The organism is Paucimonas lemoignei (assembly GCF_004342585.1).
Taxonomy (GTDB): domain Bacteria; phylum Pseudomonadota; class Gammaproteobacteria; order Burkholderiales; family Burkholderiaceae_D; genus Paucimonas; species Paucimonas lemoignei.
This window is the reverse complement of sequence record NZ_SLZQ01000007.1, coordinates 20,494-44,369: the sequence shown is the minus strand read 5'-3', so window position 1 is coordinate 44,369 and position 23,876 is coordinate 20,494. Positions and strand designations below refer to the sequence as shown.

Sequence of the window (23,876 nt, the reverse complement as noted above, 5' to 3'; positions counted from 1 at the left end):
GTTAGCATCCTAAACACAAACGGTCAGTCTGCAGGGAGTATTCATGCTTCAAGCAATCGCGCCGGATATCTGGCATGCGCAACACCATTTCGTCATCAAGGGCATCCACCTTTCAACGCGCATGACAGTCGTTCGATTGCGCGATGGCCGGCTATGGCTGCACTCCCCTATTCCCTTGACGCCGGAGTTGCGCAATCAGGTCGAAGCGCTGGGCGATATCGCCTACCTGGTAGCGCCGAGCAAGGTGCACCACTTGTTCATCGGCGAGTGGGCCAAGGCTTACCCGGAGGCTCTTCTCTTTGGGCCGCGCGGATTATCCGCCAAGCGACCGGACCTGCAAGGCTTGCGCGTTCTGGCACCGTCGGGTGAACCCGAATGGATGGAAGAGCTGGGGCAGTTGCTCTTTGAAGGCATTCCAACGATCAATGAACATGCCTGGTTTCACTGGCCTTCACGCTCTGTCATCCTGACCGACCTGTGCCAATGCTGGGAAGGCGATCTGCCCATAGCAACGCGTCTGTATGCCAAGTTGACCGGCGTCCGTAACCGTCTGGCCGTGCCGCGCACGATCAGATTGATTAACCGCGACCGCGAGGCTGCGCGCGCTAGCGCCGCCAAGATACTTGAGTGGCCAACCGAACGCGTCATCGTGGCGCACAATGCCATCATCGAGCAGGATGCCCGTGCTGCACTTTCCGAAGCACTTGCATGGTTTTGATTGCGTTGATCAAAGTACGCGGGGTGAAATCGCGCCTACAATAAAACATGTGCGCAAATTACATTCCCTCCCGATCAGACCGCATTCAACAGCAATTCGGCGCCGCGCCACCACGTTACGGAACCGGCAAGGAAGCCTTTCCCGGTTACCTGGCGCCAATCGTCCGCCTGGCGGAAGACGGCAGCGGCGAACGGGAATGCGTGCCAGCCTGCTTCGGGCTCGTGCCGGCGTGGGCCGATATGAAACTGTCGCGCCATACCTATAACGCCCGCACCGAAACGGTCGGCGCCAAGCCGTCTTATCGCACTGCCTACCGCAAGCGCCAGTTTTGCATCATTCCCGCCGAAGCCATTTTCGAACCGAATTATGAATCCGGACATGCAGTGCGCTGGAAGATCAGTTCGGCGGAAGGCCTGGATCTCGGCATCGCCGGCATCTGGGACTGGCGCCCGAACGGCGGCCCCGACGATCAGCCGCTGGTTTCGTTTTCCATGCTGACGATTAATGCCGATGAGCATCCGCTGATGCAGCGCTTTCACAAGCCCGACGATGAAAAGCGCATGGTGGTGATTCTCCAGCCGGATCAATATGCAGACTGGCTGCAAGCCGATACGGAAGAAGCACGCACCTTCTTTGCCGCGTATCCTGCCGAGAAGCTGCACGCGGTGCCCGCGCCCAAGGTCGCCATGCGCAAGGCCAAGCCCAGGCAAGACAATTTGCCGCTATTGTGAATGAGCCTGAAGCCGGAGCCATTTCGCTATGTAAGTAGCCCGGCATCCATGAGTGTGGTCTAATCGCGCATTGCCAATTTGTCTACAAGAAGGAGAATGATCGTGGCCGGAGCCAGTCTGTTAACCCTGCTCGACGATATTGCCAGCGTGCTCGACGATGTCGCCACCATGACCAAGGTCGCGGCGAAAAAAACCTCCGGCGTGCTTGGCGACGATCTTGCGCTCAATGCACAGCAAGTGACGGGCGTGCGCGCCGAACGGGAATTACCTGTGGTATGGGCGGTCGCCAAAGGCTCCCTGAAAAACAAGCTGATCCTGGTACCGGCGGCCCTGGCCATCAGTGCATTCATCCCATGGCTGGTGACGCCGCTGCTGATGCTGGGCGGCGCGTATCTGTGCTTCGAAGGCGTGGAAAAGCTGGCGCACAAATTCTTGCACAGCAAGGCCGAAGACGAGGCGCATCATGATGCCATGGCTCATGCGCTGAACGATGAGAAAGTGGACATCGTCGCCTACGAAAAGGAAAAGATCCAGGGCGCCGTGCGTACCGACTTCATTCTCTCTGCTGAAATTATCGTCATTGCCCTGGGAACGGTTGCTGGCGCGTCTTTCGGCGCACGCGTAGCGGTGCTGGCGGGTATTGCCTTACTGATGACCGCGGGCGTTTATGGCCTGGTCGCCGGAATCGTCAAGCTCGACGATGCAGGGCTCTATCTGAGCCGCAAAGGCGGCATGCGCGCCGGTTTGGGCAGGCTACTGCTGGCCGCCGCGCCCTGGCTCATGAAAACGCTGTCGGTAGTCGGTACGGCCGCCATGTTCATGGTGGGTGGCGGCATCCTCGTCCATGGCATGCCGGCCCTGCACCACTTCATTGAAGGCATTGCCGACACGACGGCTGGCATCGCCGGAATCGGCGGCATCCTGGCGGCCATCTTGCCGACGCTGTTCAATGCCATTGCCGGCAATATTGCCGGCGCCATCGTGCTGGTGGTGGTCAATGTTGCCAGCCGCTTGTTCAAGGGTATGCGCAAGCAAGCCTGAGTGCGTGTTCAGTGGTGCTTGCGGCCCGAGCCCGACTTGCGGCCGCCACCGGAAATCTTGTTCTCGGTCGCCCACGCCCGGCGCTGGGCTTCTTTCTCGGGCACACCGCGCTCTACATAGCCTTCTTCGATATGCTGCGCCTGACGCTTTTGCTTGTCGGTATAAGCTGACTTGTCGCCTCGTGGCATGGTGTTTCTCCTTCCGAATATCCAAGATTCATGAACCAAGTTGGATGACATGCTACCGGCAATGGTTCCGGCCTGACTTGCCTGCATGCGGACACTTCTTGGTCAGTCAGCAGGAGTAAATAAAAAAGCCGCCCGGTTTGCACTGGGCGGCTCGTTGGAGCGTCAAAAGGATTAACGCTGCGAAATCGCGTCCACCACGCACAACGCGGTCAGGTTGACAATCCGCCGCACGGTAGCTGACGGAGTAAGGATATGCACAGGCTTGGCGCAACCGAGCAGCACCGGGCCAATCGCGATCCCGCTACCTGCCGCATTCTTCAGCAGGTTGTACGAGATATTGGCGGCATCCAGGTTCGGCAGCACCAGCAGGTTGGCATCGCCCTTCAAGGGTGAATCCGGCATGGTTTTCTTCAGCAGCGCCGAATCGAGCGCCGTATCGCCATGCATCTCGCCATCGACTTCCAGGTCCGGCGCCAGTTCATGCAGGATCGCCAGCGCGCGGCGCATCTTTTGCGCCGATTCGCTATTGCTGGTGCCGAAGTTGGAATGCGACAGCAGGGCCACGCGCGGATACAGGCCGAAACGGCGCATTTCTTCCGCCGCCAGCATCGTCAACTCGGCAATCTGTTCCGCCGTCGGATTTTCATTGACGTGCGTATCGACCAGGGCCACTTGCCGGTCCGGCAGGATGAGGATATTCATCGCGCCATAGACATTGACACCTTCGCGCCTGCCGATAATCTGGTCGATGTAATGCAGGTGCAGCGGGATGGTGCCGAAGGTGCCGCAGATCATGCCGTCGGCATAGCCCTTATGGATCAGCATCGAGCCGATCAGCGTATGGCGGCGGCGCATCTCCAGCTTGGCATAGGACTCGGTAATCCCCTTCCTGGCCGACATCGCATGGAAGGTTTGCCAGAATTCGCGATAGCGCTCATCGTACTCGGGATTGACGACCTCGAAATCGACACCCGGCCGCAGGCGCAGGCCGAAGCGCTCGATGCGCTTGAGCAGGACAGCCGGACGGCCTACGAGGATCGGCTTGGCCAATTGCTCGTCGACCACGATCTGCACGGCGCGCAACACGCGCTCTTCCTCACCCTCGGCGAACACGATGCGCTTGGTCTCCGCCGGCGCCTTCTTGGCCATGGCGAAGATCGGCTTCATGAACGTGCCGCTGTGATAGACGAATTGCTGCAGGCGGTCGACGTAAGCCTGCATGTCGGCGATCGGCCGCAATGCCACGCCCGACACTTCCGCCGCCCTTGCCACCGCCGGCGCGATCTTGATCATCAGGCGCGGATCGAAAGGCTTCGGAATCAGGTATTCCGGGCCGAACGACATGTTCTCGATGCCGTAGGCGGCGGCGACGATATCCGACTGCTCGGCCTGCGCCAGGTCGGCGATGGCATGCACGGTGGCGATTTCCATCTCGCGGCTGATGGTGGTGGCGCCGCAATCGAGCGCGCCCCGGAAGATGTACGGGAAGCACAGGACGTTGTTGACCTGGTTCGGATAGTCCGAACGGCCGGTGGCAATCACCGCATCGTCGCGCACGGCCATGACTTCTTCCGGCAGGATTTCCGGATTCGGGTTGGCCAGCGCCAGCACCAGCGGACGCGGCGCCATGGCCTTGACCATTTCCTGCTTCAGCACGCCACCGGCGGACAGGCCGAGGAAAATATCGGCGCCGGGAATGATTTCAGCCAGCGTACGGGCGCTGGTCTTTTGGGCAAAGCGCGCCTTGTCCGGGTCCATCAGCTCAGTGCGGCCTTCATAGACCACGCCGGCCAGGTCGGTAACGAAGATATTTTCGATCGGGAAGCCGAGGTCGACAATCAGATCCAGGCAAGCCAGCGCGGCGGCGCCGGCGCCGGATACCACGAGCTTGCACTCCTTGATGTTCTTGCCGACCACTTTCAGGCCGTTCAGGATGGCTGCGCCGACGATGATGGCGGTGCCGTGCTGGTCGTCATGGAAGACGGGAATCTTCATCCGTTCGCGCAGCTTGCGTTCGATGTAGAAGCATTCCGGCGCCTTGATGTCTTCCAGGTTGATGCCGCCAAAGGTGGGTTCCAGCGCGGCGATGATGTCGACCAGCTTGTCGGGATCGTTTTCATTGATTTCGATATCGAAAACATCCACGCCGGCGAACTTCTTGAACAGCACGCCCTTGCCTTCCATCACAGGCTTGGAAGCCAGCGGGCCGATATTGCCCAGGCCGAGCACGGCGGTGCCGTTGGTGATGACCGCCACCAGGTTGCCGCGCGCGGTGTACTTGAAGGCGTTGTTCGGGTCGGCGACGATTTCTTCGCAGGGCGCCGCCACACCCGGCGAATAGGCGACCGCCATGTCGCGCTGGTTGGTCAGTTGCTTGGTGGGGGTGACGCTGATCTTGCCGGGTGTCGGAAACTGGTGGTAGTACAGCGCGGACTCGCGCAATTGTTGGCGTACCTGCTCCTTGCGGCTTTTTTCGGAATCCATCGAACGGCCTTTTTCGTGCTTGCTAAAACGATGATTCTAGCAGAGCGAGCGTTTCCTCTCATGCTATTCAGGCCGTGAAGTTCATTTCCCGGCCTGCCGTGGATTCCGCCGGCATGAGGCAGCAAAAGGAAAGCTGTCGAAGACGCAATCTTGCGCCCATCCTTCGGTACAATCCTGTCATGCTTTCCGAATTCGACTTGATTGCGCGTTTCTTCACCCGGCCGCTGCGCCCAGGCAGCGCCGCCGCGCTCGGCGTGGGCGATGATTGCGCGCTGCTGGCGCCATTGACTAACCGACAACTGGCCATCTCCACCGATATGCTGGTCGAAGGCCGGCATTTCTTTCCCGGCGCCGATCCGCGCTTGCTTGGCCATAAAAGCCTTGCGGTCAATCTGTCCGACCTGGCGGCAATGGGCGCCAGGCCGCTTGCCTTTACCCTGGCGCTGGCATTGCCAGCCGCAGACGAAGCCTGGCTCGCCCCGTTTGCGCAAGGCATGCTGGCGCTGGCAGATAGTCTCGACTGTGAGCTGGTCGGCGGCGATACGACCAAGGGACCGCTGACCGTCAGCATTACCGTGTTTGGCGAACTGCCGCCGGGCATGGCCCTGCGCCGAGCTGCGGCCCGCCCGGGCGATGATATCTGGGTATCCGGAACGCTTGGCGACGCCCGTCTGGCGCTGGCAGCTCTTTCGGGCGAAATGGCGCTGGATGGTGAAAGCCTCGACGTGGCCGCGCCACGCCTGCACGCGCCGACGCCGCGCGTCGCCCTGGGGCTGGCATTGCGAGGCGTGGCGCATGCCGCCATCGATATTTCCGATGGACTGGTCGGCGACCTGGGCCATATCCTGAAACAATCCGGCGTCGGCGCTACCGTGGATGTCGACGCCCTGCCTGCCGGGCCGATACTGGCCTGCCAGCGCCCGGAATTGCAGCGGGCTTATTGCATGGCCGGCGGCGACGATTACGAGTTGTGCTTCACCGCCTCCTCTGACCGGCGCGACGACGTGCTGGCCGCGGCACAAGCCAGCGCCACCCCGGTCACCCGCATCGGCGTGATCGAAACCGCAACTGGGCTGCGCCTGGTCGATGCCGCCGGCAAACCCTGCTCACTTTCCCTGACCTCTTTCGACCATTTCGCCACACCATGACGTCACCCTCCCCTGCTTCCCAAGCCTATATTCACAGACCAGGCCCGAACTTCATGCTGGCGCATCCGTCCCACTTGCTGGCGCAGGGCTTCGGCAGCGGCCTGTCGCCGGTCATGCCGGGCACCATGGGCACGCTGCTGGCGTGGCTGAGCTTTGCCGTCCTCTCCACGCGCTGGCCGGAATTCTTCACGCCATTCAACTGGATGGTGATCATCGTCGCCGGTTTCGTGGTCGGCATCTGGGCATGCGACCGCACCGGGCGCGACATGGGCATTGCCGACCATGGCAGCATGGTCTGGGATGAAATCATCGCTTTCTGGCTCGTACTGCTGTTTATCACACCGGCCGACACCGCCACCCAGGTTTGGGCCTTTCTCTGGTTCCGATTCTTTGATATGGTGAAACCACCGCCAATCGCCCATTTCGACCGCCGCTTCAAGGGTGGCTTCGGCGTCATGTGGGACGATATCGTGGCAGCTTTCTATACCTTACTGGTGTTTGCCATCTGGCGCACGCTGTAACGCGAAAGCAAAATCAGCGGCGCCGCCTGGAAACGACATCAACGATTTCAACAGTCAAGGAGACAATATGGAAGACATCATCGATCTTGCAGCGCGTGTGGGACAGGCGTTGAAATCCCGTGGCTTGCTGCTTGCCACTGCCGAATCCTGCACCGGCGGCGGCGTCGCCCAGGCCATCACGGAGATTGCCGGCTCTTCCGAATGGTTCGACTGCGGTTTTGTCACCTATTCCAATGCTTCCAAGACCGACTTGCTGGATGTCTCGGCAGCCGCCATCGCGCTGCATGGCACGGTCAGCGAGGAAATCGCCGCAGCCATGGCCGAAGGCGCGATTGCCAACAGCAATGCCCATATCGCCGTGGCGACGACCGGCATTGCCGGCCCCGGCGGCGCGGTACCGGGCAAGCCGGTCGGCACGGTCTGTTTCGCTTGGTCGAAGGATGGCACCACGCGTACCGAGCGCCTGGTATTTGCCGGCGACCGCCAGGCCGTGCGCCAACAAACGGTAGTCCACGCCTTGCAAGGTTTGCTGAAATTCCTGGAACAGGCGTAGGAACGTCATTCCCCGCAGCGTATGGTTCTGGTCGCATGGAATGGATGCGGGCACGCGCAGCAAGTTCACCCAGTTCCTGCGCAGCCGCGGATGCGACGCGCTCAATAACGAATTGCTGGCCAATGAAATGCAGGCGTTCCTGATGCATACGCCGGACCGGCACATGTTCAGCGCCGCTGCGCTCGGCATGAGCGAAGCAGAGCTGCAAACGCTGCGCGACAGCTTCCAGGCCGGACTCTTTCCTCGGCCACCTGCTGTCGCTGCACAGCCCTATCAGTTCGAATAGATGATGGGCATTTCCAGGAAAGAGCGGGGGTAGCGCAAATCCGCCCGTAAGGCTGCCCCTAAACTTGCCGATTACATTACTGGCGGCAGCTATTAATGGCGTCGCGCGTTTCCTGCGCCACCCGCCGCGCCGCGCCGGCATAAGTCTCTTCGCCGACCTTCTTGGCATACAGGATGGCGCGCGAAGAATTGATCATCATGCCGGTGCCGGCGGCTGTCCGCCCTGCCGCGACAGTCGCAGCAATATCTCCGCCCTGCGCGCCGATGCCTGGCACCAGCAGGGGCATGTCGCCGACGATCCTGCGCACTTCTTCAATCTCTTTCGGGAAAGTCGCGCCGACCACGAGACCGCACTGGCCATTGGTATTCCATTTGTCCGCGACCAGCTGCGCCACATGCTGGTACAGCGGCTTGCCGCCGACATCGAGGAATTGCAGGTCCGATCCGCCCGGATTCGAGGTGCGGCACAAGACGATCACGCCGCGGTCTTTCCATTCCAGATACGGCGCCACCGAATCGAAACCCATGTAAGGATTGACCGTCACCGCATCGGCACGGTAACGCTCGAAAGCTTCGCGGGCATATTGTTCGGCGGTGGCGCCGATGTCGCCGCGCTTGGCATCCAGCACGATGGGGATATGCGGATACTGTTCACGGATATAACGGCAGATCGCTTCGAGCTCTTCCTCGGCGCCGAGGGCCGCGAAATACGCGATTTGCGGCTTGAAGGCACACACCAGGTCTGCCGTGTCGTCGATGATGTCCTTGCAGAAGGCATAAATGGCATCGGGTTCTTCCTGCAGCTCTTCAGGCAGCTTTTGAATATCAGGATCAAGTCCGATGCACAGCAGGGAATCATTGCCCGTCCAGGCGGCGGTAAGTTTATCGATGAAAGCAGTCACGGCAGGTCCGTTTGAAAAATAACAATGCAAACGACACATTGTAACGCCTGGAACTGATGCCTGGCCGTCCCGGACAATGGCAAACCATGTTAATTTATTTCCTGCTTCGTTAATTCAATGTCATTTTCCAAGGGGAATGTCCATATGAAAAAATGGTCCGCTTACCTGTTGATGGCCCTGCTGGCCTCCATGCTCTCCGCCTGCGGCTACAACGACTTTCAGGCCAAGGATGAGGCTGTCAAGTCAGCCTGGGCTGAAGTCGTCAACCAGTACCAGCGCCGTGCCGACCTGGTGCCCAACCTGGTCAATACCGTCAAGGGTTATGCCTCGCATGAAAAAGATACCCTCGAAGCCGTAACGCGGGCGCGTGCGGCAGCGACCAGCATCCAGGTGACGCCAGAAGTGCTGAACAATCCGGAAGCCTTCAACAAATTCCAGCAAGCGCAGGGCGAACTCTCCTCTGCCTTGTCGCGCCTGATGGCGGTGGCGGAAAACTATCCCCAGCTCAAGGCCGATGGCTTGTTCCGCGATCTGCAATCGCAACTGGAAGGCACGGAAAACCGCATTACCGTGGCGCGCCAGCGTTATATCGTTGCCGTCCAGGAGTACAACATCCTGGCGCGCAGTTTCCCGACCAATCTGACGGCGATGATTTTCAACTATGAAGTCAAACCCTCATTCACGGTCGAAAATGAAAAAGCGATTTCGACGGCGCCCAAGGTCGACTTCGGCAACGATAAGAAATAAGACTGAAACACACTTAACGATAGCGAAAAACGTCTGCACATGATGTCAGCACGCCATCTGCTTACCCTGCTGCTGTTCTGGCTGGCGCAGGCAGCCAGCGCCCAGAATTTTGTTCCGGTGCCGCCGCTGACGGCGCATGTCACCGATAACGCCGGCATGCTGACCGCACAGCAGCGGCAGGCGCTGGAAAACGTGCTCACTGATTACGAAGCACGCACCGGCAGCCAGATCGCGGTACTCCTCGTCAGCAAGACGGAGCCGGAAGCCATCGAGCAATATGGCATCCGGGTAGCCGATGCCTGGAAGCTGGGGCGCAAAGGGGTCGACGATGGCGTGATCCTGCTGGTGGCCAAGGATAATCCGCCGGCGTTGCGCCGCCTTCGCATCGAAGCCGGGCGCGGCGTGCAGGGCGTACTCACCGATGCGCAATCCAAGCGCATCCTGCAGGACGTGATCGCGCCGCATTTCCGCCAGAATGACTTCTATGGCGGGCTGACGGCTGGCGTTTCTGCGATCACGACTTTGCTCGACCAGGAAAAATTTCCCTCGCCGCAAAATGCGCAAAATCAGGTCGCGGAAGACGAAAGCATCGGCGGCTGGCTGCCGATGCTGTTTTTCCTGTTCGTGGTGTTCATGATGATGTCGCGGGCACGTTCGTCGCGCCGCCGGTTCAGCCGCAATGGCTGGGGTCAAGCTGCCGGCGTCATCCTCGGCAGCCATATCGGCCGGGGTGGCTGGGGCGATTTCGGCGGTGGTGGTGGAGGTGGAGGCGGCTTCGGCGGCGGTTTCAGTGGCGGTGGCGGTGGCTTTGACGGCGGCGGCGCTTCGGGAGACTGGTAATGAATAAGCTATCCCGCTTTTTCCGGCATGTGTTGACGACTCGCGTAACCGCGCAAAAGGCATTCCCTCCACAGGCGCTGCACGATATCCAGGCCGCGATCGCCTCAGGCGAGAAGCTGCACCGCGCGGAAATCCGGCTGATCATCGAGCCCGCACTGCCTATCACCGACATGCTGCAAGGCGCTCATTCGCGTGCCCGCGCGCGTGAATTGTTCACGCTTTACCGGGTCTGGGATACCGAAGACAACTGCGGCGTGCTGGTCTACATCAACCTGGCCGACCATAAGGTGGAAATCATCGCCGACCGCGCCAGCGGCCGCGCGCTGCAACCGAATGACTGGAAGGAAATCTGCCGGCGCATGACCGAAGGGTTTTCGCATGGTGAGTACGGGCCCAGCGTGCTGGCGGCGCTGGACTTGCTGAATCGCCTGCTGCAGCAGCACTTCCCCGGACAAGGCGACAATCTCAATGAATTATCCGACCGCCCGCTGATCGTTTGACCGGGAGCGGAGATCGCCAGTCAGCGCATTATTTTTTGGCGCGATCCGCGGCCCGCAACTTGGCGACACGCTCGCCGCCGCTCGGATGGGAACTGAAGTAGTCCAGCGGCTCCGGCTCTTCCTCTTCTTCATCCTTCCTTGACTTGCTCCTGCGCCCTTCGCCCTTCGCGTCTTGCTCATGCCGATGCGATGCTTCCCCGTTTCGGCTGGCATATTTCTCCATCCTCTCAAACAGGACGGCCATGGGCTCCAGCGGTATGCCATTCGTCTGCATCATGTCGATGGCATACTGGTCCGCTTCGCGCTCGAAATCGCGCGAATATTTTTGATCGAGCAGGACTGTCGGCACTGTCGCGACGACGCTCGACGCATCCCCCACCCACACGTTAAGCAGCACACTCACCCCCAGCGCCTGCATCAGCCTGCGCAGCGAATGACGACGCTGCAAGTGGCCCAGTTCATGCCCGAGCACGCCGAGCACGGCCTGGTCATTTTCCGCCAGCTTCACCAGCTCGTCCGTCATGACAATCACCCCGTTGGGCACGGCAAAGGCATTCGGGCCGATATGGCTACGCCGGAACTCGAGACGGTAATCAGTCTTCTCGCCGCGCGGCTGTTTAAGGTCGGCGAACAACCGTTGCAGGCGCGCCTGCACCACCGGATCAAGTTCGCTCGGCGCCATGACGCTTTTGTCGAGCAGCTTGAGCTGACCGTCGCCGATTTTCTTTTCCAGCGCAGCAGGCATGTGCAATGCCACCTGGTCAGCCACCCATGGCAAGCCCCACTGATAACCGGACAGCAGCAAGGCCACCACGGCAACCAGCGCCAGCAGCGACAGCATCCAGTTGCGCTGCCATCCCACCACGCGCGATTCGCGGTAACCGTTTGCAGCCAGCATCTTGTCCAGGCGCGGATCGCTGACATGCACGCTGCCGCCATCCGGCATGTACAGGATACGGGGCACATGCTCCAGGCGTTCCGACAAACGCAGGCGGGAAAGGCGATGGCTTTGCTTGATGCCCTCGCCGCGCATGGCAACCACGCGCTTGTGCATGATTAGCGTGACCGGCTGGCGCCTGGAGCTCTGGCCGTCGAAATAAATGGCGTCGATCATAGTGCGATATCGATATCGAAAAACTCACCGGCTTCCTGGCCGAGCGCTCCGGCGCCATCGGCCGCCTGGTCGGCAAAGAACTCATCCAATCCGGCATGCGGCAAGATGGCCAGGCTGGCGAGGCGGTATTTCACCAGGCGCACGGTGGCAAACGGCTTGTACAGGCCGGCCGTCAACATGATCAAAGCCAGGTTGGAAGCATGGATCCACAACAGATTGCGGGCGCTGACGGTGCTCTCGAAACTGACGTCGGCCAATTCGGTGTTATTCCACACCAGGTTCTGGATACGGCTTTCGACAAAGGCGCGCAGCACCATGCTGGACGCATAGGCACTCGCCACGCTGTAGAGGAAGATGAACAGCCAGCCGAATGGCGTCTTCGCCAGATAGTTGAACAGGTCGCCGGTCAGAAAACCGAAGATACTGGCGGGAATGCCGCCGACCAGGGCCAGCAACAGCGCCTGGACATAGATCTTGAAGAAGGAACCCGCCGTCGCATGAAAGAAGAACGGCGACTGGCCATAGTACGCGTTATCGTGCTGAAAACGCTTGAGCAGGTAATGCGCCAGCGGCACGCCTGCCATCAGTACGGCTACCAGCAACAGCACAGCCAGCAGAATCAATCCGATCCGAGGATGCGAATCGAAGGAAGTGAACACGCTCCAGGCGAACACGCCGATGAAGGTCAGGATGATCGGAAACAGAATCAGCATCCGATAAGCTTGTGCCACGGTGCCATGAAACCGGAAGTGCAATCCGCGATAACTGGAATTGGCCAGCTTGAAGCGGAATGCGCGCGCTAGCAGCCAAGGCATGATCCCCATCAGCACAATACCGACGATCACCAGGGCGATCATGGATATTTCAGAAGCCAGCTTATATGCCACCAGCAGCACCAGCGCCAGGATGCGCCCTTTCAGGATGGCTGTCGGATTGCCGTGGTAATCGAAGATATCGCCGGCGACACGCGTATTGCGATAGAAGTACTGCAGCCGGCGCACCTTGGCCCAGGCCGAATATACGCCCAGCGTGAGGATGGTTAGCAGCAGGTTGACTACCCAGATGCGAAAGTATTCCCCGCCGCTGCCGGTGAACTCGAAGCGCTGCGGATTCAAGGGAACGGGCTCGGCTGCCTCGTGCGGCCCGGACCTGTTCTGTTCATGCGCGACCGTCAGGGAAGGCGCCGCTTTGGCGTTGGCAGGCGTATTGGGTTGTGCGGGCACAGGTTCGAGTCGCAGCGTGCTCGTATCAGTCATGCATTCTCCGGAGGCGGCATGCGGCCTGCCTATTGTTATTGGTATGCTCGCCCTAGCCAATTCACGGCAACGTGCGTATTTGCCGAAGTATCAATGTTTTTTCTGCATCAGGCAATTGTCCGGAACGACTGTTGTAACGACACATCGCCATGCCATTGCGGCAGCGCGTCAACCGTTTTCATAGACCCACTTCAGCAGCTGGTCTTGTGCTTCAGATGCGCGCCCGGCATTCGCATGATTCACCAGAAAGACGACGACATAGCGCTTGCCGGACGCTGCCTGGACATAACCGGCAATGGCGCGTGCCTCATTCAGGTAGCCGGTCTTGATATGGGCATTGCCCGCCACCGTGTCGCCGTTGAGGCGCTTGCGCATGGTGCCGTCCTGCCCGACCAGCGGCAGCGAGGCGACGAATTCGGGCATGGTCGGCGCACGGAACGCCGCCTGCAGCAGGCGCCCCAGGCCGCCCGCCGAAACACGTCCCTCGCGCGACAGGCCAGAGCCATTGTCGAGCACCAGTTCCGGCATGGCGATGCCGCGCGAAGCCACCCATGTCTTGATCACTTCGGCGCCGCCCGCGACGGTGGCGGCCTGCCCGGTATAGCGCGCCGCCAGTGTAAGCAGTAGCTGGCGCGCCATGACATTGTTGCTGAACTTGTTGATATCGCGGACCACTTCGGCCAGGCTCACCGAATCGCGTTGCGCCAGCAGCCAGGCATCCGGCCGCACGCCGCCTTCGGTCACGACTCCCGCCAGTGAACCGCCAAGGTCGCTCCACAACCTGCGGAAAACGATTTCGAAATAGCGCGCCGAGCTCATATTCCAGGCCAGCACTTGCAGGACGCGCTCGCCGCAAGATGCCGGATACGCACCGGCGATGTCGAGCACATAAGCGTCTTGCGACATCGCCAGGTTCTTGCGCCACTCGCCGCAATCGCCATTACCGAGCCTGGGTCCGATGACATGAAAATCGGTGAAGGGCGGCTCGACAGCGAGCGCAACCTTACCTTGAGCGGGATTGGGCATAAAACGCAGGGTCAGCGTCTTGTAATTGAACAGCAGCGCATCCGGCCCGGCATTGTAGGGACGCGAGGGGTCGCCATCGAACGAAGCGGGATCGTGCCCCTCGGGAGCAAACAGGCTGCGATCGAGCACCAGGTTGCCGCGGATTTCGCGGATGCCGCGTGCGCGGATCTCGCGCAGGAACATCCACAACCCTTCCACCGTCAGCTTGGGATCGCCGCCGCCCTTGATGACGAGGTCACCCTGCAGGACATCGCCTTCCATCGTGCCGCGGGCATACGCCTCGGTTTTCCAGGCGAAGGCCGGCCCCAGCAAGTCGAGTGCCGCACCGGTTGTCACCAGCTTCATGGTGGAAGCCGGGTTGAAGGGAGTCGCCGGGTTGAGTTCGGCCAGCATTCTTTCGCCACCCGCTTCCTGCACGTGCACACCGGCAGCCTGCAGCGGAATACCGGCACGCTGAAGCGCTTGCGTCACCGTCGCCGGCAATGTCGCGGCACCGGCAACGGTCATGAAAGTCAAGCAAAACCAGATCGCAACAATATGAATGGTTCTTGATGAGTTAAACACGGTGTGATGGCACAAGAGGATTGGAAATTATTATCAGACATTATCCCATGCGATTCTTTGTGAATTTGGTGCCATCTTCATTCTTTTGATGCTCCATCAGCTAGCACTCCGATAGAAAAACCATCTCCATTTCATGGCGCCAAGGCCCGCATCACATAGCTAATATACAGCTCGCAAATAAACACATAGTCATCAAGGCTACTAGTCTCGGCTCCTCGAATGCAGAGATTTGTGTTGTGTTTCAACAATGCAAGAGGGGAAATAGGAGTATTTATGCTTCTCACAAGCACAGTTTTGTAATAGCCTAAAATTTACCTTGTATAACAATTAATAATGAAGACCAGTCTGATCACAGAGATCGGCGCAAAGACGAATCAGGAGTTTAGTGCGCGCCATGTTCGTGTATTGCGAACGCTGAGCGCTTGCAGCCGGGTAGTCATTCGTGCGACCGACGAACAAGCCTTGCTTGATGAAATCTGCCGGACCATGGTCACGGCAGGCGGCTATACCCATTCCTGGGTCGGCTATGCCATCGACGACGAATTCAAGACTGTCAAGCCGATGGCCAGGGTCGGATTTTTGGAAAACAATCTCGGCATCGATCGAGTGTCATGGTCGGCCGACAGCCCGCAGGGCCAGGGCGTATTCGGCCGCGCCATCCGCACCGGTCAGCCTGCCATCATCCGCAATGTGGAGGAATCCCCTGTCTTCATGGCGGCATGGCGGGACGCCACCAGGATCTACAACTACAAATCGCTGCTGGGCTTGCCCCTGATCGTGGAAGGCAAGGCCATCGGCGCCATCGGCTTTTACTCGGCCGAGCCGAACCGCTTCGACCCGCAGGAAGTGGAACTGCTCAGCGAAGTGGCGAGCGACCTGTCGCATGGCATTTCGGTCATCCGCATGCGCCGCGAGCGCGACGAAGCACAGTCCCAGCTGGAACACGCCAATCGCGTCCTCGAACAGCGCATCGCCAACCGCACTGCCGCGCTGAAGGCTGAAAAGGAACGCGTCACCGTCACCCTGCAATCGATTGCCGACGGCGTCATTACTACCGACGTGGCCGGGCGAGTGGAATACCTCAATCCCGTTGCCGAGCAGCTGACCGGCTGGACCAACCTGGAAGCGCATGGCCGCAGCCTGGGCGAAGTCTTCCACGTCGTTGCCGAAGCCAGCCGCAGCCCGCTGGCAGATCCGGTGCAGCGCGTGCTCGATAGCGGAGCCAGCGGTGCCACAGTCAGCTTGCAGGGCGATGCCGTCTTGCTGAGCAAGGACGGCAAGGAATACGCCATCGAGGAAACCGCGGCGCCCATCCGCGATGCCGCCGGCCATATCAGCGGCGTGGTGCTGGCCTTTCATGACGTGAGCCGCTCGCGCCAGATTGCCGCGCAATTGTCTTACCAGGCTACCCATGATGACCTGACCGGGCTGGTCAACCGCCGCGAATTCGAAAACCGCTTGCACCAGGCAGTCAAAACCGCGTCAAACGAAGGGCGGAACCATGCCTTCATCTACATGGACCTGGACCAGTTCAAGGTCGTCAACGATACTTGCGGCCATGTCGCCGGCGATGAATTGTTACGTACGCTGGCTGGCCTGTTGCAAGGCAGGCTGCGCTCCGGCGATACCCTGGCGCGCTTTGGCGGCGACGAGTTCGGCGTGCTGCTGGAGAACTGCCCTCCCGAGCCTGCGGCCAGAATCGCCGAAACCCTGCGCGAGACCGTCAGCGATTTCCGCTTCGTCTGGCAAGACACCACCTTTACCGTGAGCCTGTCGCTGGGCGTGATCAATTTCGGTGGCAGCGACATGAGCGTGTCGGACATTCTCTCCGCCGCCGATACCGCCTGCTACATCGCCAAGGAACATGGCCGCAACCGCGTCCACGTCGGCAATCGCGAAGACCGCGACATCACCATTCGTCAGGGAGAAATGCACTGGGTCAGCAGGCTGCAGCAAGCGCTGCAGGAAAACCGCTTGCAACTGTATTGCCAGAAAATCGTGCCCCTGGATGAAGCTGCGCCCAATACCGGAGCGCATTTCGAATTGCTGCTGCGGCTGCGCGACGAGGAAGGCAAGCTGGTGCCGCCGGGCGCGTTTATGCCGGCCGCCGAGCGCTTCGGCCTGATGCCTGCCATCGACCGCTGGGTAATTTCCAGCGCTTTTGCGAACTTCCACAATCTGAGCCCGGATGTGGCGGAACAACTGGAGCTGTGCGCCATCAACCTTTCGGGCGCATCGGTATCGGACCCTGAATTCCTGTCTTTCATCCTGCGCGAGATGGCAGCGCACGATATCCCGACGAGCAAAATCTGTTTCGAAATTACCGAGACGGTCGCCATCGGCAATCTGACGCAAGCCATTACCCTTATCAATGAATTGCGCGCAGCCGGCTGCAAATTTGCCCTGGACGATTTCGGCAGCGGCATGTCGTCCTTTGCCTATCTCAAGCATCTGCCGGTGGATTACCTGAAAATCGACGGCAGCTTCGTCAAGGATATGCTGACCGATGCCGCCGACGCCGCGATGGTCGAAGCGATCAACCATATCGGCCACACCATGGGCTTGCGCACCATTGCCGAGTTCGTGGAAAACGATGATATCCGTGCTCGCCTGGCTGCCTTGAAGGTAGATTTCGCCCAGGGCTACGGCATCGGCAAACCGGTGCCGTGCCGCTACGGCGACTGCGCGGCCTGAAGCTCTTAGAAATGCTGCAGTGATTGCCGCGTAGCCGCGTAGTTATCGTCATGCACTTACCGCCGTTATCTCGCGTCAGCCATCCAATGAAAAAGCCCTGCACTATCGCAGGGCTTTTTATTTCCATTTCAGGATAACGCCGCCCCAGGGACGGCCCGTGAGCATCAGTTCATCAGCAAATCAGCTTGCTTGCTGGTGGTGCCGGTTTGCAGGCCGAAGTGGCCCAGTGCATAGTCATAGGTGGCGTTCTGCGAGTCGATGTTGCTGGTATGCGCGCCCCAGACATAGCAGCTGCCAACGCAAACGACTTCATCGATCCAGCTCTTGATGGAATACATCTTGGCGCCATAGCGCTTGCCCTTGACCGACTTGATCAGCGGGCTGTCGATCGACAGGCCGGCCGAACCGCAAGTCGACGACACGACATTGTATGGATACACGCCGCAGGAATTGAGGCCATGCTGTGCACCCGCCACACCGACGAAGGTATTGACCTTGCCGGAGTAACCCAGCTCGTTGATGGCTTTCATCGCCAGGGTCACGCCCATGGAGTGGCCGATGACGTCGATCTTGCCGGTGCAGGACGCCGCCAGCGCCGATTGCAGCGAGGATTTGACGACATTGGTATTGGTCGTGTCATGCGAATTACAAGCTGCGCAAGTCTTGGAACCCCAGTTCGGACGGTACAGCTGGCTATCGGTATAGCCGCGTGACTTGAGTGTGGAAACAGTGTTGTTCCAGCTCGATGGCGACGCCGTATTACCATGCACCAGCACGACATTGTCCAGGCAGGCAGCCTGGGCGGAAAAGGCGCTGACTGCCATGGCGGCGGTGGCCAGCATACGGGAAAGGGAAAGTGTAAAGCCTGTCTTCATGGTGTCTCCTCATATTGATATAAACCAGATGTATCTGTTTTTATTTTTACAACCGGACTTCGGATTGGTATGCGCTTGTGTTGTGACGAGTCGCGCATTTGCAGTTAGCAACTCTAATTAGTTTGGACAAGCCATTCCACTATCTATTTGGATAGTCCTCCCCAAATATTATTTAATTGGCAATGACATGAATAAAGATGAAACCGGATACCACCCTTAATGATGGCAATTTATCCACTTCAATTGCAACTTTACAACTAAGCTCAAACAATGCGTTTTTACTTCGCGCAGGACTTGATCTGCCGTCAGCATGGCAGTAATGTAAGAGCGTGTTGCAGCAAGGTTCGCCTGTACCGCAGGCGTGCCGGATAATTAATCCCGCAAACAGAGGTGCCTCATGAATGACGCCAAAAGCATCGCGAATGAACCGCAGCCTGCCATGCAAGCGCTCGTCTCGACCGGAGAAATGAGCCTTGGTGCGTTGAAACCCAAAGGCGCGTGTTGGTATTGCAATGCTCCCTTGGACAATGTCCGGCGCTTCTGCAATAAAGGCTGCGCGGATGATTACCGCACCGAGGAAGAAACCTTCCGGCTTACGCAGTAAGCCAATCAAAGCCGTGTGAACCCCCTGTGCATCATGATGCCTAACAACCTATCCACATAGGAGGCATCGCGCATGCAAGCAGACCATCCATCCCGACTCATCCAGGTTTTGCAGTTATTGGGGTTACTGTGCTTATTGTTCTGGCGCTGGGCCACGCCCTTTTGGCGCTTTCGTGACGTCAATCTCGGCACGTTCGAGCAGCGCAGCGCCAATTATCGTCACAACCGCGCGCAGCGCGCCATTCTTCCTTCCTATACGCTTAAATGGCTGGGCATCGCCGCTTGCATGCTCATCTTGCTGCAGATTTATTCCGGCATGCTTGCCCAGACAATGGAAGGCACCCCCGCCTATTTTTGTGCCGCGCTGTTTTGCATCAGCAGCGGCATCGCCTTTTCCTTTGCCTGCGTGGTGATCGCCATTCTGCTCGCATGCTACTTCTTTTTTACGCATATAAAGGATTAAGGTGTTCGACGTTCACGGCGTAACGGATACCTCGCACGACAAGCCTCTGCGGCTGTTTTATGCGCTGTGGCCGGACGAGGCCGCGCGCAATGCGCTGCTGGAATTACAGATGCAGCAGCGCGGACGCCGCACCCGCCCCGGCAATCTGCATGCGACGCTTGCCTTCCTCGGCGAACAGCAGGCGACGCACTTGCCCTTACTGGAAGAAATTCTGGCCAGCCTGCCGGTCGATGCCATCACACTGCCCATAGACCGCATCGGCTATTTCAAGAAAAAGCGCATCGTATGGGCGGGAAGCCACGCCGTGCCGGACACGCTGATCGCCTTGCAGCAATCACTGGCCGACAAACTGAATGAACACGGAATCGACTTCGACCGCAAAAACGATTTCACGCCGCATATCACGCTGGCGCGCGATGCCCAGCCACCGCTTGACCGGCCATTCGAACCATTTATTTGGGGAATCAGGCAAGTCGCCCTGGTGCAATCCATGCAGGAAGGCGGGCGACTGGAGTACAACGTGCTGACGTCGATTTACTTGGCGAGTGAAACCTGAGCAGCTGCCTTCGCAGCATGAGCAAGATTTTTCAAGACTTGCGCTGCCGCGACCAACCCGAAAGAAGCCGTCACCACCATCGCAGAACCAAAACCCGCGCAATTCAAACCGGTGATACCGTCATTGCCTGCAGGCTCTTGGTCGTCGACGGAACAAGCGCCCGCCGTCTCCGGAAACCGCAACGGCTCGGTAGAAAACACGGCATCGATGCCGAACTTGTTTTTCGTTCCGCGCGGGAAGCCATGCAACTGGCGCAAGCGCTTGCGCACTTTCGACAGCAGCGGTTCTTGCTCAGTGCGTGACAAGTCGCGAATCTCGATCTTGGTCGGATCGATTTGTCCGCCTGCGCCGCCGATCGTAATCAAACGAATGCCATGCTCACGGCAATACGCAATCAGCGCCGTCTTGGCGCGCACGTTATCGATGGCATCCACGATGTAGTCGAACTTGCGCGAACCGATCATCTCGTCCAGGTTATCCGGTGTGATGAAATCCTCGACTTCCGTCACCTGGCAATACGGATTGATTTGCGCAATGCGCTCGGCCAGCGCCGTGACCTTGGCTTTGCCGAGCGTATCGGTCAGGGCATGGATCTGACGATTGATGTTGGATTCCGCGACGTTATCCAGGTCGATCATGGTGATGCGGCCGATCGCGGAGCGGGCCAGCGCTTCCGCTACCCACGAACCTACGCCGCCGACGCCAATCACGCACACATGGGCGTCACGAAATCGTTCGAGCGCGGCAGCGCCATACAGACGTGCGATCCCGCCGAAGCGGCGCTCATAGTCAATGTCGACTGCGGTATCGGTAGCGGCGAAAGAAGTTGGTTTAAGTAAAGCATGCATTCCGTCATTTTACCGGACGGAAAGCGAAATTTTTCGCCTAGAATGGATTTTTACTGAGAGATGAAAACTTGAAATGCCAAGGCTGAAACATGAAAAATTCATTATTTGAAACAGCGCCCGGATTTGACCGGCCGATCGAGGTACTGGCGCATTGCCATTCGCGCATTCGCAAGCAACTCGCCACGCTGAAAAAGCTCGTAGCCTATTTACCAAGCCATGGCGCAGATGTTGACGCGCAACAAGCTGCCCATGCAGTGCTGCGCTATTTTAACGATGCGGCGCAGCTTCATCACGAAGACGAGGAAGACAACCTGCTGCCGCAATTGGAAATGACCGCAAGCGGAACCGATGCCGACCAGCTGCAAGCCATTTTGCCGCGATTGCTCGACGAGCACCGAAAAATGGCAAGCCTTTGGCCGGTATTGGACCGCCAACTGAGTACAATTGCAAGTGGGCAATCTGCGCAACTCTCTGAAACTGATGTGGCGCAGTTTGCGCAATTGTATGAAGCCCATATGCAGATGGAAGAAAGCGTGATTGCGCCGATGGCCAAACGCCTCTTCAGCGATGGGCAAATGCAGGAGTTGGGCGATGCCATGCGGGCGCGCCGCGGAATTTCCAATACGTAAAAAGGAAACAAGATGTCAATTGCCGGTCTTCGCAAGGACTATATGCATTCCAGCTTGTCGGAATCCGAAGTGGACCAGGATCCGATCAAGCAATTCGGCAAGTGGTTCGATGAAGCGCTCAAGGCCCATGTGCCGGAAGCCAATGCCATGAGCGTGGCGACGGTGAATGCCGATGGGCGCCCTTCGTCGCGGATCGTGCTGATCAAGGAATTCGATCAGCACGGGTTTGTCTGGTTTACCAATTACGCCAGCCGTAAAGGTCGGGAATTGGAAGTCAATCCGTACGCAGCGCTGTTGTTCCACTGGATCGAACTGGAACGGCAGGTGCGGATTGAAGGCAAGGTGGAAAAGGTCGCAGCGGAAGAAAGCGATGCCTATTACGACAGCCGGCCGCTGTTGAGCAGACTGGGGGCGATTGCTTCGGAACAGAGCCGCCCGGTCGCCGATCGCGAAACGCTGGAGGCGCGCTTCGAAGAGGTGAAGAAGCAGCATGGCGACCAGCCGCAGCGGCCGTCGCACTGGGGCGGTTACCGCCTGGTGCCGGACTCGATCGAATTTTGGCAGGGCCGCAGCTCCCGCATGCATGACCGGGTTCTCTACATCCGGCAGGATGATGGAGCGTGGCGGATACAGCGGCTGCAGCCGTAAAGCGCCTGGCGCGGCGGTGGCGGCCGACAATGCCGTTTTCCTTCAAACAAAGGAGAGACCATGTTCTGGGAAAACAAGTTGGATAGTTGGGTCAACCAGGTACGCCACCAAGCCGCCCTGCCGCTACGACTGGAGCTATGGAATGGCAAGCGCTTTGACTTTTCACAGGATCCGCACGTCACCGTCAAAGTGCCGGAAGCATCGTCCCTGCCGTATCTCCTGACGCCCTCCCTGTCCAACCTCGGTACTGCCTATGTCGAAGGCAAGCTCGACATCGAAGGCAACGTCGATGAAATCATCGATGTCGGCAGCACGCTGGCGCGCAAGACACTGCAGCCAACCGGCAAGTTCGGTCGCCTGACCCGCCACATCCGCCATAATCGCAAGCTGGATTCGGAAGCCATCCGTTATCACTATGACGTCTCCAACGATTTCTATCGAATCTGGTTGGACGAGAACATGGTGTATTCCTGCGCCTATTTCGAAAACGGCAATGAAACGCTGGAAGAAGCGCAGCTGAAAAAAATCGATCACATCCTCACCAAGATTCAGCTCAAGCCGGGCCAGACCTTGCTGGACATCGGCTGCGGCTGGGGCGCACTGGTCTTGCGCGCCGCTGAAAAATTCGGCGCGCGCTGCGTCGGCATCACCCTGTCCGAAAACCAGCATGCCCTGGCTACGGAAAGGATCAAGCAGGCGGGCCTTGCCGACCGGGTGGAAATCCGCTTGCAGGATTACCGCGATGTGACCGGCACCTTTGACCGCATCACCAGCGTCGGCATGTTCGAGCATGTCGGCTTGCGCCAGCTACCCGATTATTTTTCGCGCATGCGCGCCCTGCTCGCCGACGACGGCTTTGCCATGAATCATGGCATCACCAGCACCGACATCGACAGCGGCTCGACTCCCTATGGCGGCGGCGAATTCATCGGCAAGTACGTGTTCCCGCATGGCGAACTGCCGCATATCAGCCTCGTCTTGAAATCCATGCAGGAAAGTGGTCTGGAAACGCTCGATGTGGAAAACCTGCGGCGTCATTACGCCAAGACCTGCGGCATCTGGGCATCCAATTTCGAGAACCGCGCTGACCGCATTCGCGCCGCCGTGGATGAACGGCGCTTCCGCATCTGGCGGGTTTATCTTGCCGGATGCTCGTATGCCTTTGCCAATGACTGGGTAGCGATTTTCCAGGTCTTGTGCACCAAGTCTGGCCGGCCTGCAAGCGCCCTGCCCTGGTCACGCCGCTATATGTATTCCTGAAGTATTCGTGAATGCATTCCTGAAATTACAGGGGTGCGCTATCGGGATGCATGAGTTTCCCATGGCCCTGATGGCATGGGAAACTCATCAGTGGGTCTGACTTTGCTCGACTGGAGAGCGGCAAGCTCAGGCGTGAATCTCAGGCGCTCTTCGCCTTGTCGGCAAAAATCTTGCGGAACTTCGCCACCTTGGGCGCCACGACGAACGCGCAATAACCCTGCAACGGATTCTGGCGAAAATAATTTTGGTGGTAATCCTCGGCCTTGTAATACGCGGGGAGTGGCGCAAGCTCGGTGACGATAGGCGCGTCCCAGACATTCGCCATTTCTGCGATTACTTGCCTGGCTGTCTCTTCCTGTTCAGGCGAGTGGTAAAAAATCACGGAACGATATTGAGTCCCGCAATCGTTGCCCTGGCGGTTCAGGGTGGTCGGGTCATGTATCGTAAAAAAGATTTCGAGAATCTCGCGGTAGCTGACGATGGCCGGATCGAAAGTCACGCGCACCACTTCCGCATGCCCGGTCCCGCCACTGCACACTTCTTCATAGCTTGGATTGGCCACATGGCCACCGGCATAACCGGACTCCACTTGCTGCACACCTTGCAATTCCTGATAAACCGCTTCCAGGCACCAGAAGCAGCCACCACCCAGCGTTGCGATTTCCGTTGTCATGCTGCACTC

The 23,876-nt window shown here is 58.9% G+C and carries 26 protein-coding genes; 16 read left to right on the top strand and 10 right to left on the bottom strand.

Annotated elements, in window-relative coordinates:
* Nucleotides 1-43 precede the first annotated feature (43 nt).
* The 3 genes from EDC30_RS11915 to EDC30_RS11905 all read left to right on the top strand — a co-directional run bounded on the left by EDC30_RS11915 (nucleotide 44) and on the right by EDC30_RS11905 (nucleotide 2,490).
* Entirely contained in the window at nucleotides 44-718 is a 675-nt protein-coding gene (locus EDC30_RS11915) for a DUF4336 domain-containing protein (RefSeq protein ID WP_132259068.1), read from the top strand.
* 47 nt (nucleotides 719-765) lie between these two features.
* Nucleotides 766-1,449, top strand: coding sequence for an SOS response-associated peptidase (locus EDC30_RS11910; protein WP_132259067.1), 684 nt, complete (start codon nucleotides 766-768; stop codon nucleotides 1,447-1,449).
* A 102-nt stretch (nucleotides 1,450-1,551) separates the two neighbouring features.
* Complete coding sequence (locus EDC30_RS11905) at nucleotides 1,552-2,490, top strand: DUF808 domain-containing protein (protein ID WP_132259066.1); 939 nt, start codon at nucleotides 1,552-1,554, stop codon at nucleotides 2,488-2,490.
* Nucleotides 2,491-2,498: 8 nt separating this feature from the next.
* Here the strand turns inward: EDC30_RS11905 and EDC30_RS11900 are convergent, their stop codons facing one another.
* Nucleotides 2,499-2,678 carry a hypothetical protein gene (locus EDC30_RS11900; protein WP_132259065.1) on the bottom strand — a complete coding sequence of 60 codons (180 nt, stop codon included), beginning with the start codon at nucleotides 2,676-2,678 and terminating at the stop codon, nucleotides 2,499-2,501.
* 171 nt (nucleotides 2,679-2,849) lie between these two features.
* Nucleotides 2,850-5,162: an NADP-dependent malic enzyme gene (locus tag EDC30_RS11895; RefSeq protein ID WP_132259064.1), complete on the bottom strand. Its 2,313-nt coding sequence runs from the start codon at nucleotides 5,160-5,162 to the stop codon at nucleotides 2,850-2,852.
* A gap of 179 nt (nucleotides 5,163-5,341) precedes the next feature.
* On the opposite strand from EDC30_RS11895, the gene thiL reads away from it, so the two are divergent.
* The 4 genes from thiL (at nucleotide 5,342) to EDC30_RS11875 (ending at nucleotide 7,670) form a co-directional block, all read left to right on the top strand.
* A complete protein-coding gene (thiL, locus tag EDC30_RS11890; RefSeq protein WP_132259063.1) occupies nucleotides 5,342-6,310 on the top strand; it encodes a thiamine-phosphate kinase in 969 nt (322 codons plus the stop codon).
* A gap of 53 nt (nucleotides 6,311-6,363) precedes the next feature.
* The gene (locus tag EDC30_RS11885) at nucleotides 6,364-6,831 is read left to right on the top strand and encodes a phosphatidylglycerophosphatase A family protein (RefSeq protein WP_132259198.1); all 468 of its coding nucleotides are present in this window, start codon (nucleotides 6,364-6,366) and stop codon (nucleotides 6,829-6,831) included.
* Between the two features lie 67 nt (nucleotides 6,832-6,898).
* Nucleotides 6,899-7,384 carry a CinA family protein gene (locus tag EDC30_RS11880; RefSeq protein ID WP_132259062.1) on the top strand — a complete coding sequence of 162 codons (486 nt, stop codon included), beginning with the start codon at nucleotides 6,899-6,901 and terminating at the stop codon, nucleotides 7,382-7,384.
* 40 nt (nucleotides 7,385-7,424) lie between these two features.
* Nucleotides 7,425-7,670, top strand: a complete 246-nt coding sequence (locus EDC30_RS11875; RefSeq protein WP_132259061.1) for a hypothetical protein — start codon at nucleotides 7,425-7,427, stop codon at nucleotides 7,668-7,670.
* A gap of 76 nt (nucleotides 7,671-7,746) precedes the next feature.
* Here EDC30_RS11875 and pyrF read toward each other — a convergent pair whose 3' ends face one another.
* A complete protein-coding gene (pyrF, locus tag EDC30_RS11870; RefSeq protein ID WP_243656750.1) occupies nucleotides 7,747-8,571 on the bottom strand; it encodes an orotidine-5'-phosphate decarboxylase in 825 nt (274 codons plus the stop codon).
* A gap of 144 nt (nucleotides 8,572-8,715) precedes the next feature.
* Between pyrF and EDC30_RS11865 the strand changes: the two genes are divergently transcribed.
* The 3 genes from EDC30_RS11865 to EDC30_RS11855 are packed head-to-tail and all read left to right on the top strand — an operon-like array spanning nucleotide 8,716 to nucleotide 10,658.
* A complete protein-coding gene (locus EDC30_RS11865; protein WP_132259059.1) occupies nucleotides 8,716-9,318 on the top strand; it encodes a LemA family protein in 603 nt (200 codons plus the stop codon).
* Between the two features lie 39 nt (nucleotides 9,319-9,357).
* Nucleotides 9,358-10,158 carry a TPM domain-containing protein gene (locus tag EDC30_RS11860; RefSeq protein ID WP_132259058.1) on the top strand — a complete coding sequence of 267 codons (801 nt, stop codon included), beginning with the start codon at nucleotides 9,358-9,360 and terminating at the stop codon, nucleotides 10,156-10,158.
* On the top strand, nucleotides 10,158-10,658 hold the full coding sequence (locus EDC30_RS11855; protein WP_132259057.1) for a TPM domain-containing protein: 501 nt from the start codon (nucleotides 10,158-10,160) through the stop codon (nucleotides 10,656-10,658). The genes EDC30_RS11860 and EDC30_RS11855 overlap by 1 nt, the downstream gene beginning before the upstream one ends.
* 28 nt (nucleotides 10,659-10,686) lie before the next feature.
* On the opposite strand, the gene EDC30_RS11850 is transcribed toward EDC30_RS11855, so the two are convergent.
* From EDC30_RS11850 to dacB, 3 genes are all read right to left on the bottom strand, one after another.
* Entirely contained in the window at nucleotides 10,687-11,772 is a 1,086-nt protein-coding gene (locus EDC30_RS11850; protein ID WP_132259056.1) for a M48 family metallopeptidase, read from the bottom strand.
* Nucleotides 11,769-13,028, bottom strand: a complete 1,260-nt coding sequence (locus tag EDC30_RS11845) for a YjgN family protein (protein ID WP_132259055.1) — start codon at nucleotides 13,026-13,028, stop codon at nucleotides 11,769-11,771. The genes EDC30_RS11850 and EDC30_RS11845 overlap by 4 nt, the downstream gene beginning before the upstream one ends.
* Before the next feature lie 168 nt (nucleotides 13,029-13,196).
* Nucleotides 13,197-14,561 (bottom strand): D-alanyl-D-alanine carboxypeptidase/D-alanyl-D-alanine endopeptidase, encoded by a 1,365-nt coding sequence (dacB, locus tag EDC30_RS11840; protein WP_132259054.1) that lies wholly within the window; start codon nucleotides 14,559-14,561, stop codon nucleotides 13,197-13,199.
* Between the two features lie 390 nt (nucleotides 14,562-14,951).
* On the opposite strand from dacB, the gene EDC30_RS11835 reads away from it, so the two are divergent.
* The gene (locus EDC30_RS11835; protein ID WP_132259053.1) at nucleotides 14,952-17,312 is read left to right on the top strand and encodes an EAL domain-containing protein; all 2,361 of its coding nucleotides are present in this window, start codon (nucleotides 14,952-14,954) and stop codon (nucleotides 17,310-17,312) included.
* A gap of 164 nt (nucleotides 17,313-17,476) precedes the next feature.
* Here the strand turns inward: EDC30_RS11835 and EDC30_RS11830 are convergent, their stop codons facing one another.
* Together EDC30_RS11830 and EDC30_RS19495 are read right to left on the bottom strand one after the other, a co-directional pair.
* Nucleotides 17,477-18,187, bottom strand: a complete 711-nt coding sequence (locus tag EDC30_RS11830) for an alpha/beta fold hydrolase (RefSeq protein WP_207907266.1) — start codon at nucleotides 18,185-18,187, stop codon at nucleotides 17,477-17,479.
* Between the two features lie 172 nt (nucleotides 18,188-18,359).
* A complete protein-coding gene (locus tag EDC30_RS19495; RefSeq protein ID WP_165973804.1) occupies nucleotides 18,360-18,800 on the bottom strand; it encodes a hypothetical protein in 441 nt (146 codons plus the stop codon).
* Nucleotides 18,801-18,863: 63 nt separating this feature from the next.
* Between EDC30_RS19495 and EDC30_RS11820 the strand changes: the two genes are divergently transcribed.
* Together EDC30_RS11820 and thpR are read left to right on the top strand one after the other, a co-directional pair.
* Nucleotides 18,864-19,253 carry a hypothetical protein gene (locus EDC30_RS11820; RefSeq protein WP_132259051.1) on the top strand — a complete coding sequence of 130 codons (390 nt, stop codon included), beginning with the start codon at nucleotides 18,864-18,866 and terminating at the stop codon, nucleotides 19,251-19,253.
* A 1-nt stretch (nucleotide 19,254) separates the two neighbouring features.
* On the top strand, nucleotides 19,255-19,809 hold the full coding sequence (gene thpR / locus EDC30_RS11815) for an RNA 2',3'-cyclic phosphodiesterase (RefSeq protein WP_165973803.1): 555 nt from the start codon (nucleotides 19,255-19,257) through the stop codon (nucleotides 19,807-19,809).
* On the opposite strand, the gene tcdA is transcribed toward thpR, so the two are convergent.
* Nucleotides 19,788-20,657: a tRNA cyclic N6-threonylcarbamoyladenosine(37) synthase TcdA gene (tcdA, locus tag EDC30_RS11810; protein ID WP_132259049.1), complete on the bottom strand. Its 870-nt coding sequence runs from the start codon at nucleotides 20,655-20,657 to the stop codon at nucleotides 19,788-19,790. The two genes, thpR and tcdA, sit on opposite strands and share 22 nt — an antisense overlap.
* 89 nt (nucleotides 20,658-20,746) lie before the next feature.
* Between tcdA and EDC30_RS19760 the strand changes: the two genes are divergently transcribed.
* From EDC30_RS19760 to EDC30_RS11800, 3 genes are read left to right on the top strand one after another with little or no spacing between them, the layout of a single operon-like run.
* The gene (locus tag EDC30_RS19760; protein WP_243656749.1) at nucleotides 20,747-21,286 is read left to right on the top strand and encodes a hemerythrin domain-containing protein; all 540 of its coding nucleotides are present in this window, start codon (nucleotides 20,747-20,749) and stop codon (nucleotides 21,284-21,286) included.
* A 12-nt stretch (nucleotides 21,287-21,298) separates the two neighbouring features.
* Nucleotides 21,299-21,934, top strand: a complete 636-nt coding sequence (pdxH, locus tag EDC30_RS19755; protein ID WP_243656748.1) for a pyridoxamine 5'-phosphate oxidase — start codon at nucleotides 21,299-21,301, stop codon at nucleotides 21,932-21,934.
* Between the two features lie 60 nt (nucleotides 21,935-21,994).
* Entirely contained in the window at nucleotides 21,995-23,194 is a 1,200-nt protein-coding gene (locus EDC30_RS11800; protein WP_132259048.1) for an SAM-dependent methyltransferase, read from the top strand.
* Between the two features lie 139 nt (nucleotides 23,195-23,333).
* Here the strand turns inward: EDC30_RS11800 and msrA are convergent, their stop codons facing one another.
* Nucleotides 23,334-23,867 carry a peptide-methionine (S)-S-oxide reductase MsrA gene (msrA, locus tag EDC30_RS11795; protein WP_132259047.1) on the bottom strand — a complete coding sequence of 178 codons (534 nt, stop codon included), beginning with the start codon at nucleotides 23,865-23,867 and terminating at the stop codon, nucleotides 23,334-23,336.
* Nucleotides 23,868-23,876 lie beyond the last annotated feature (9 nt).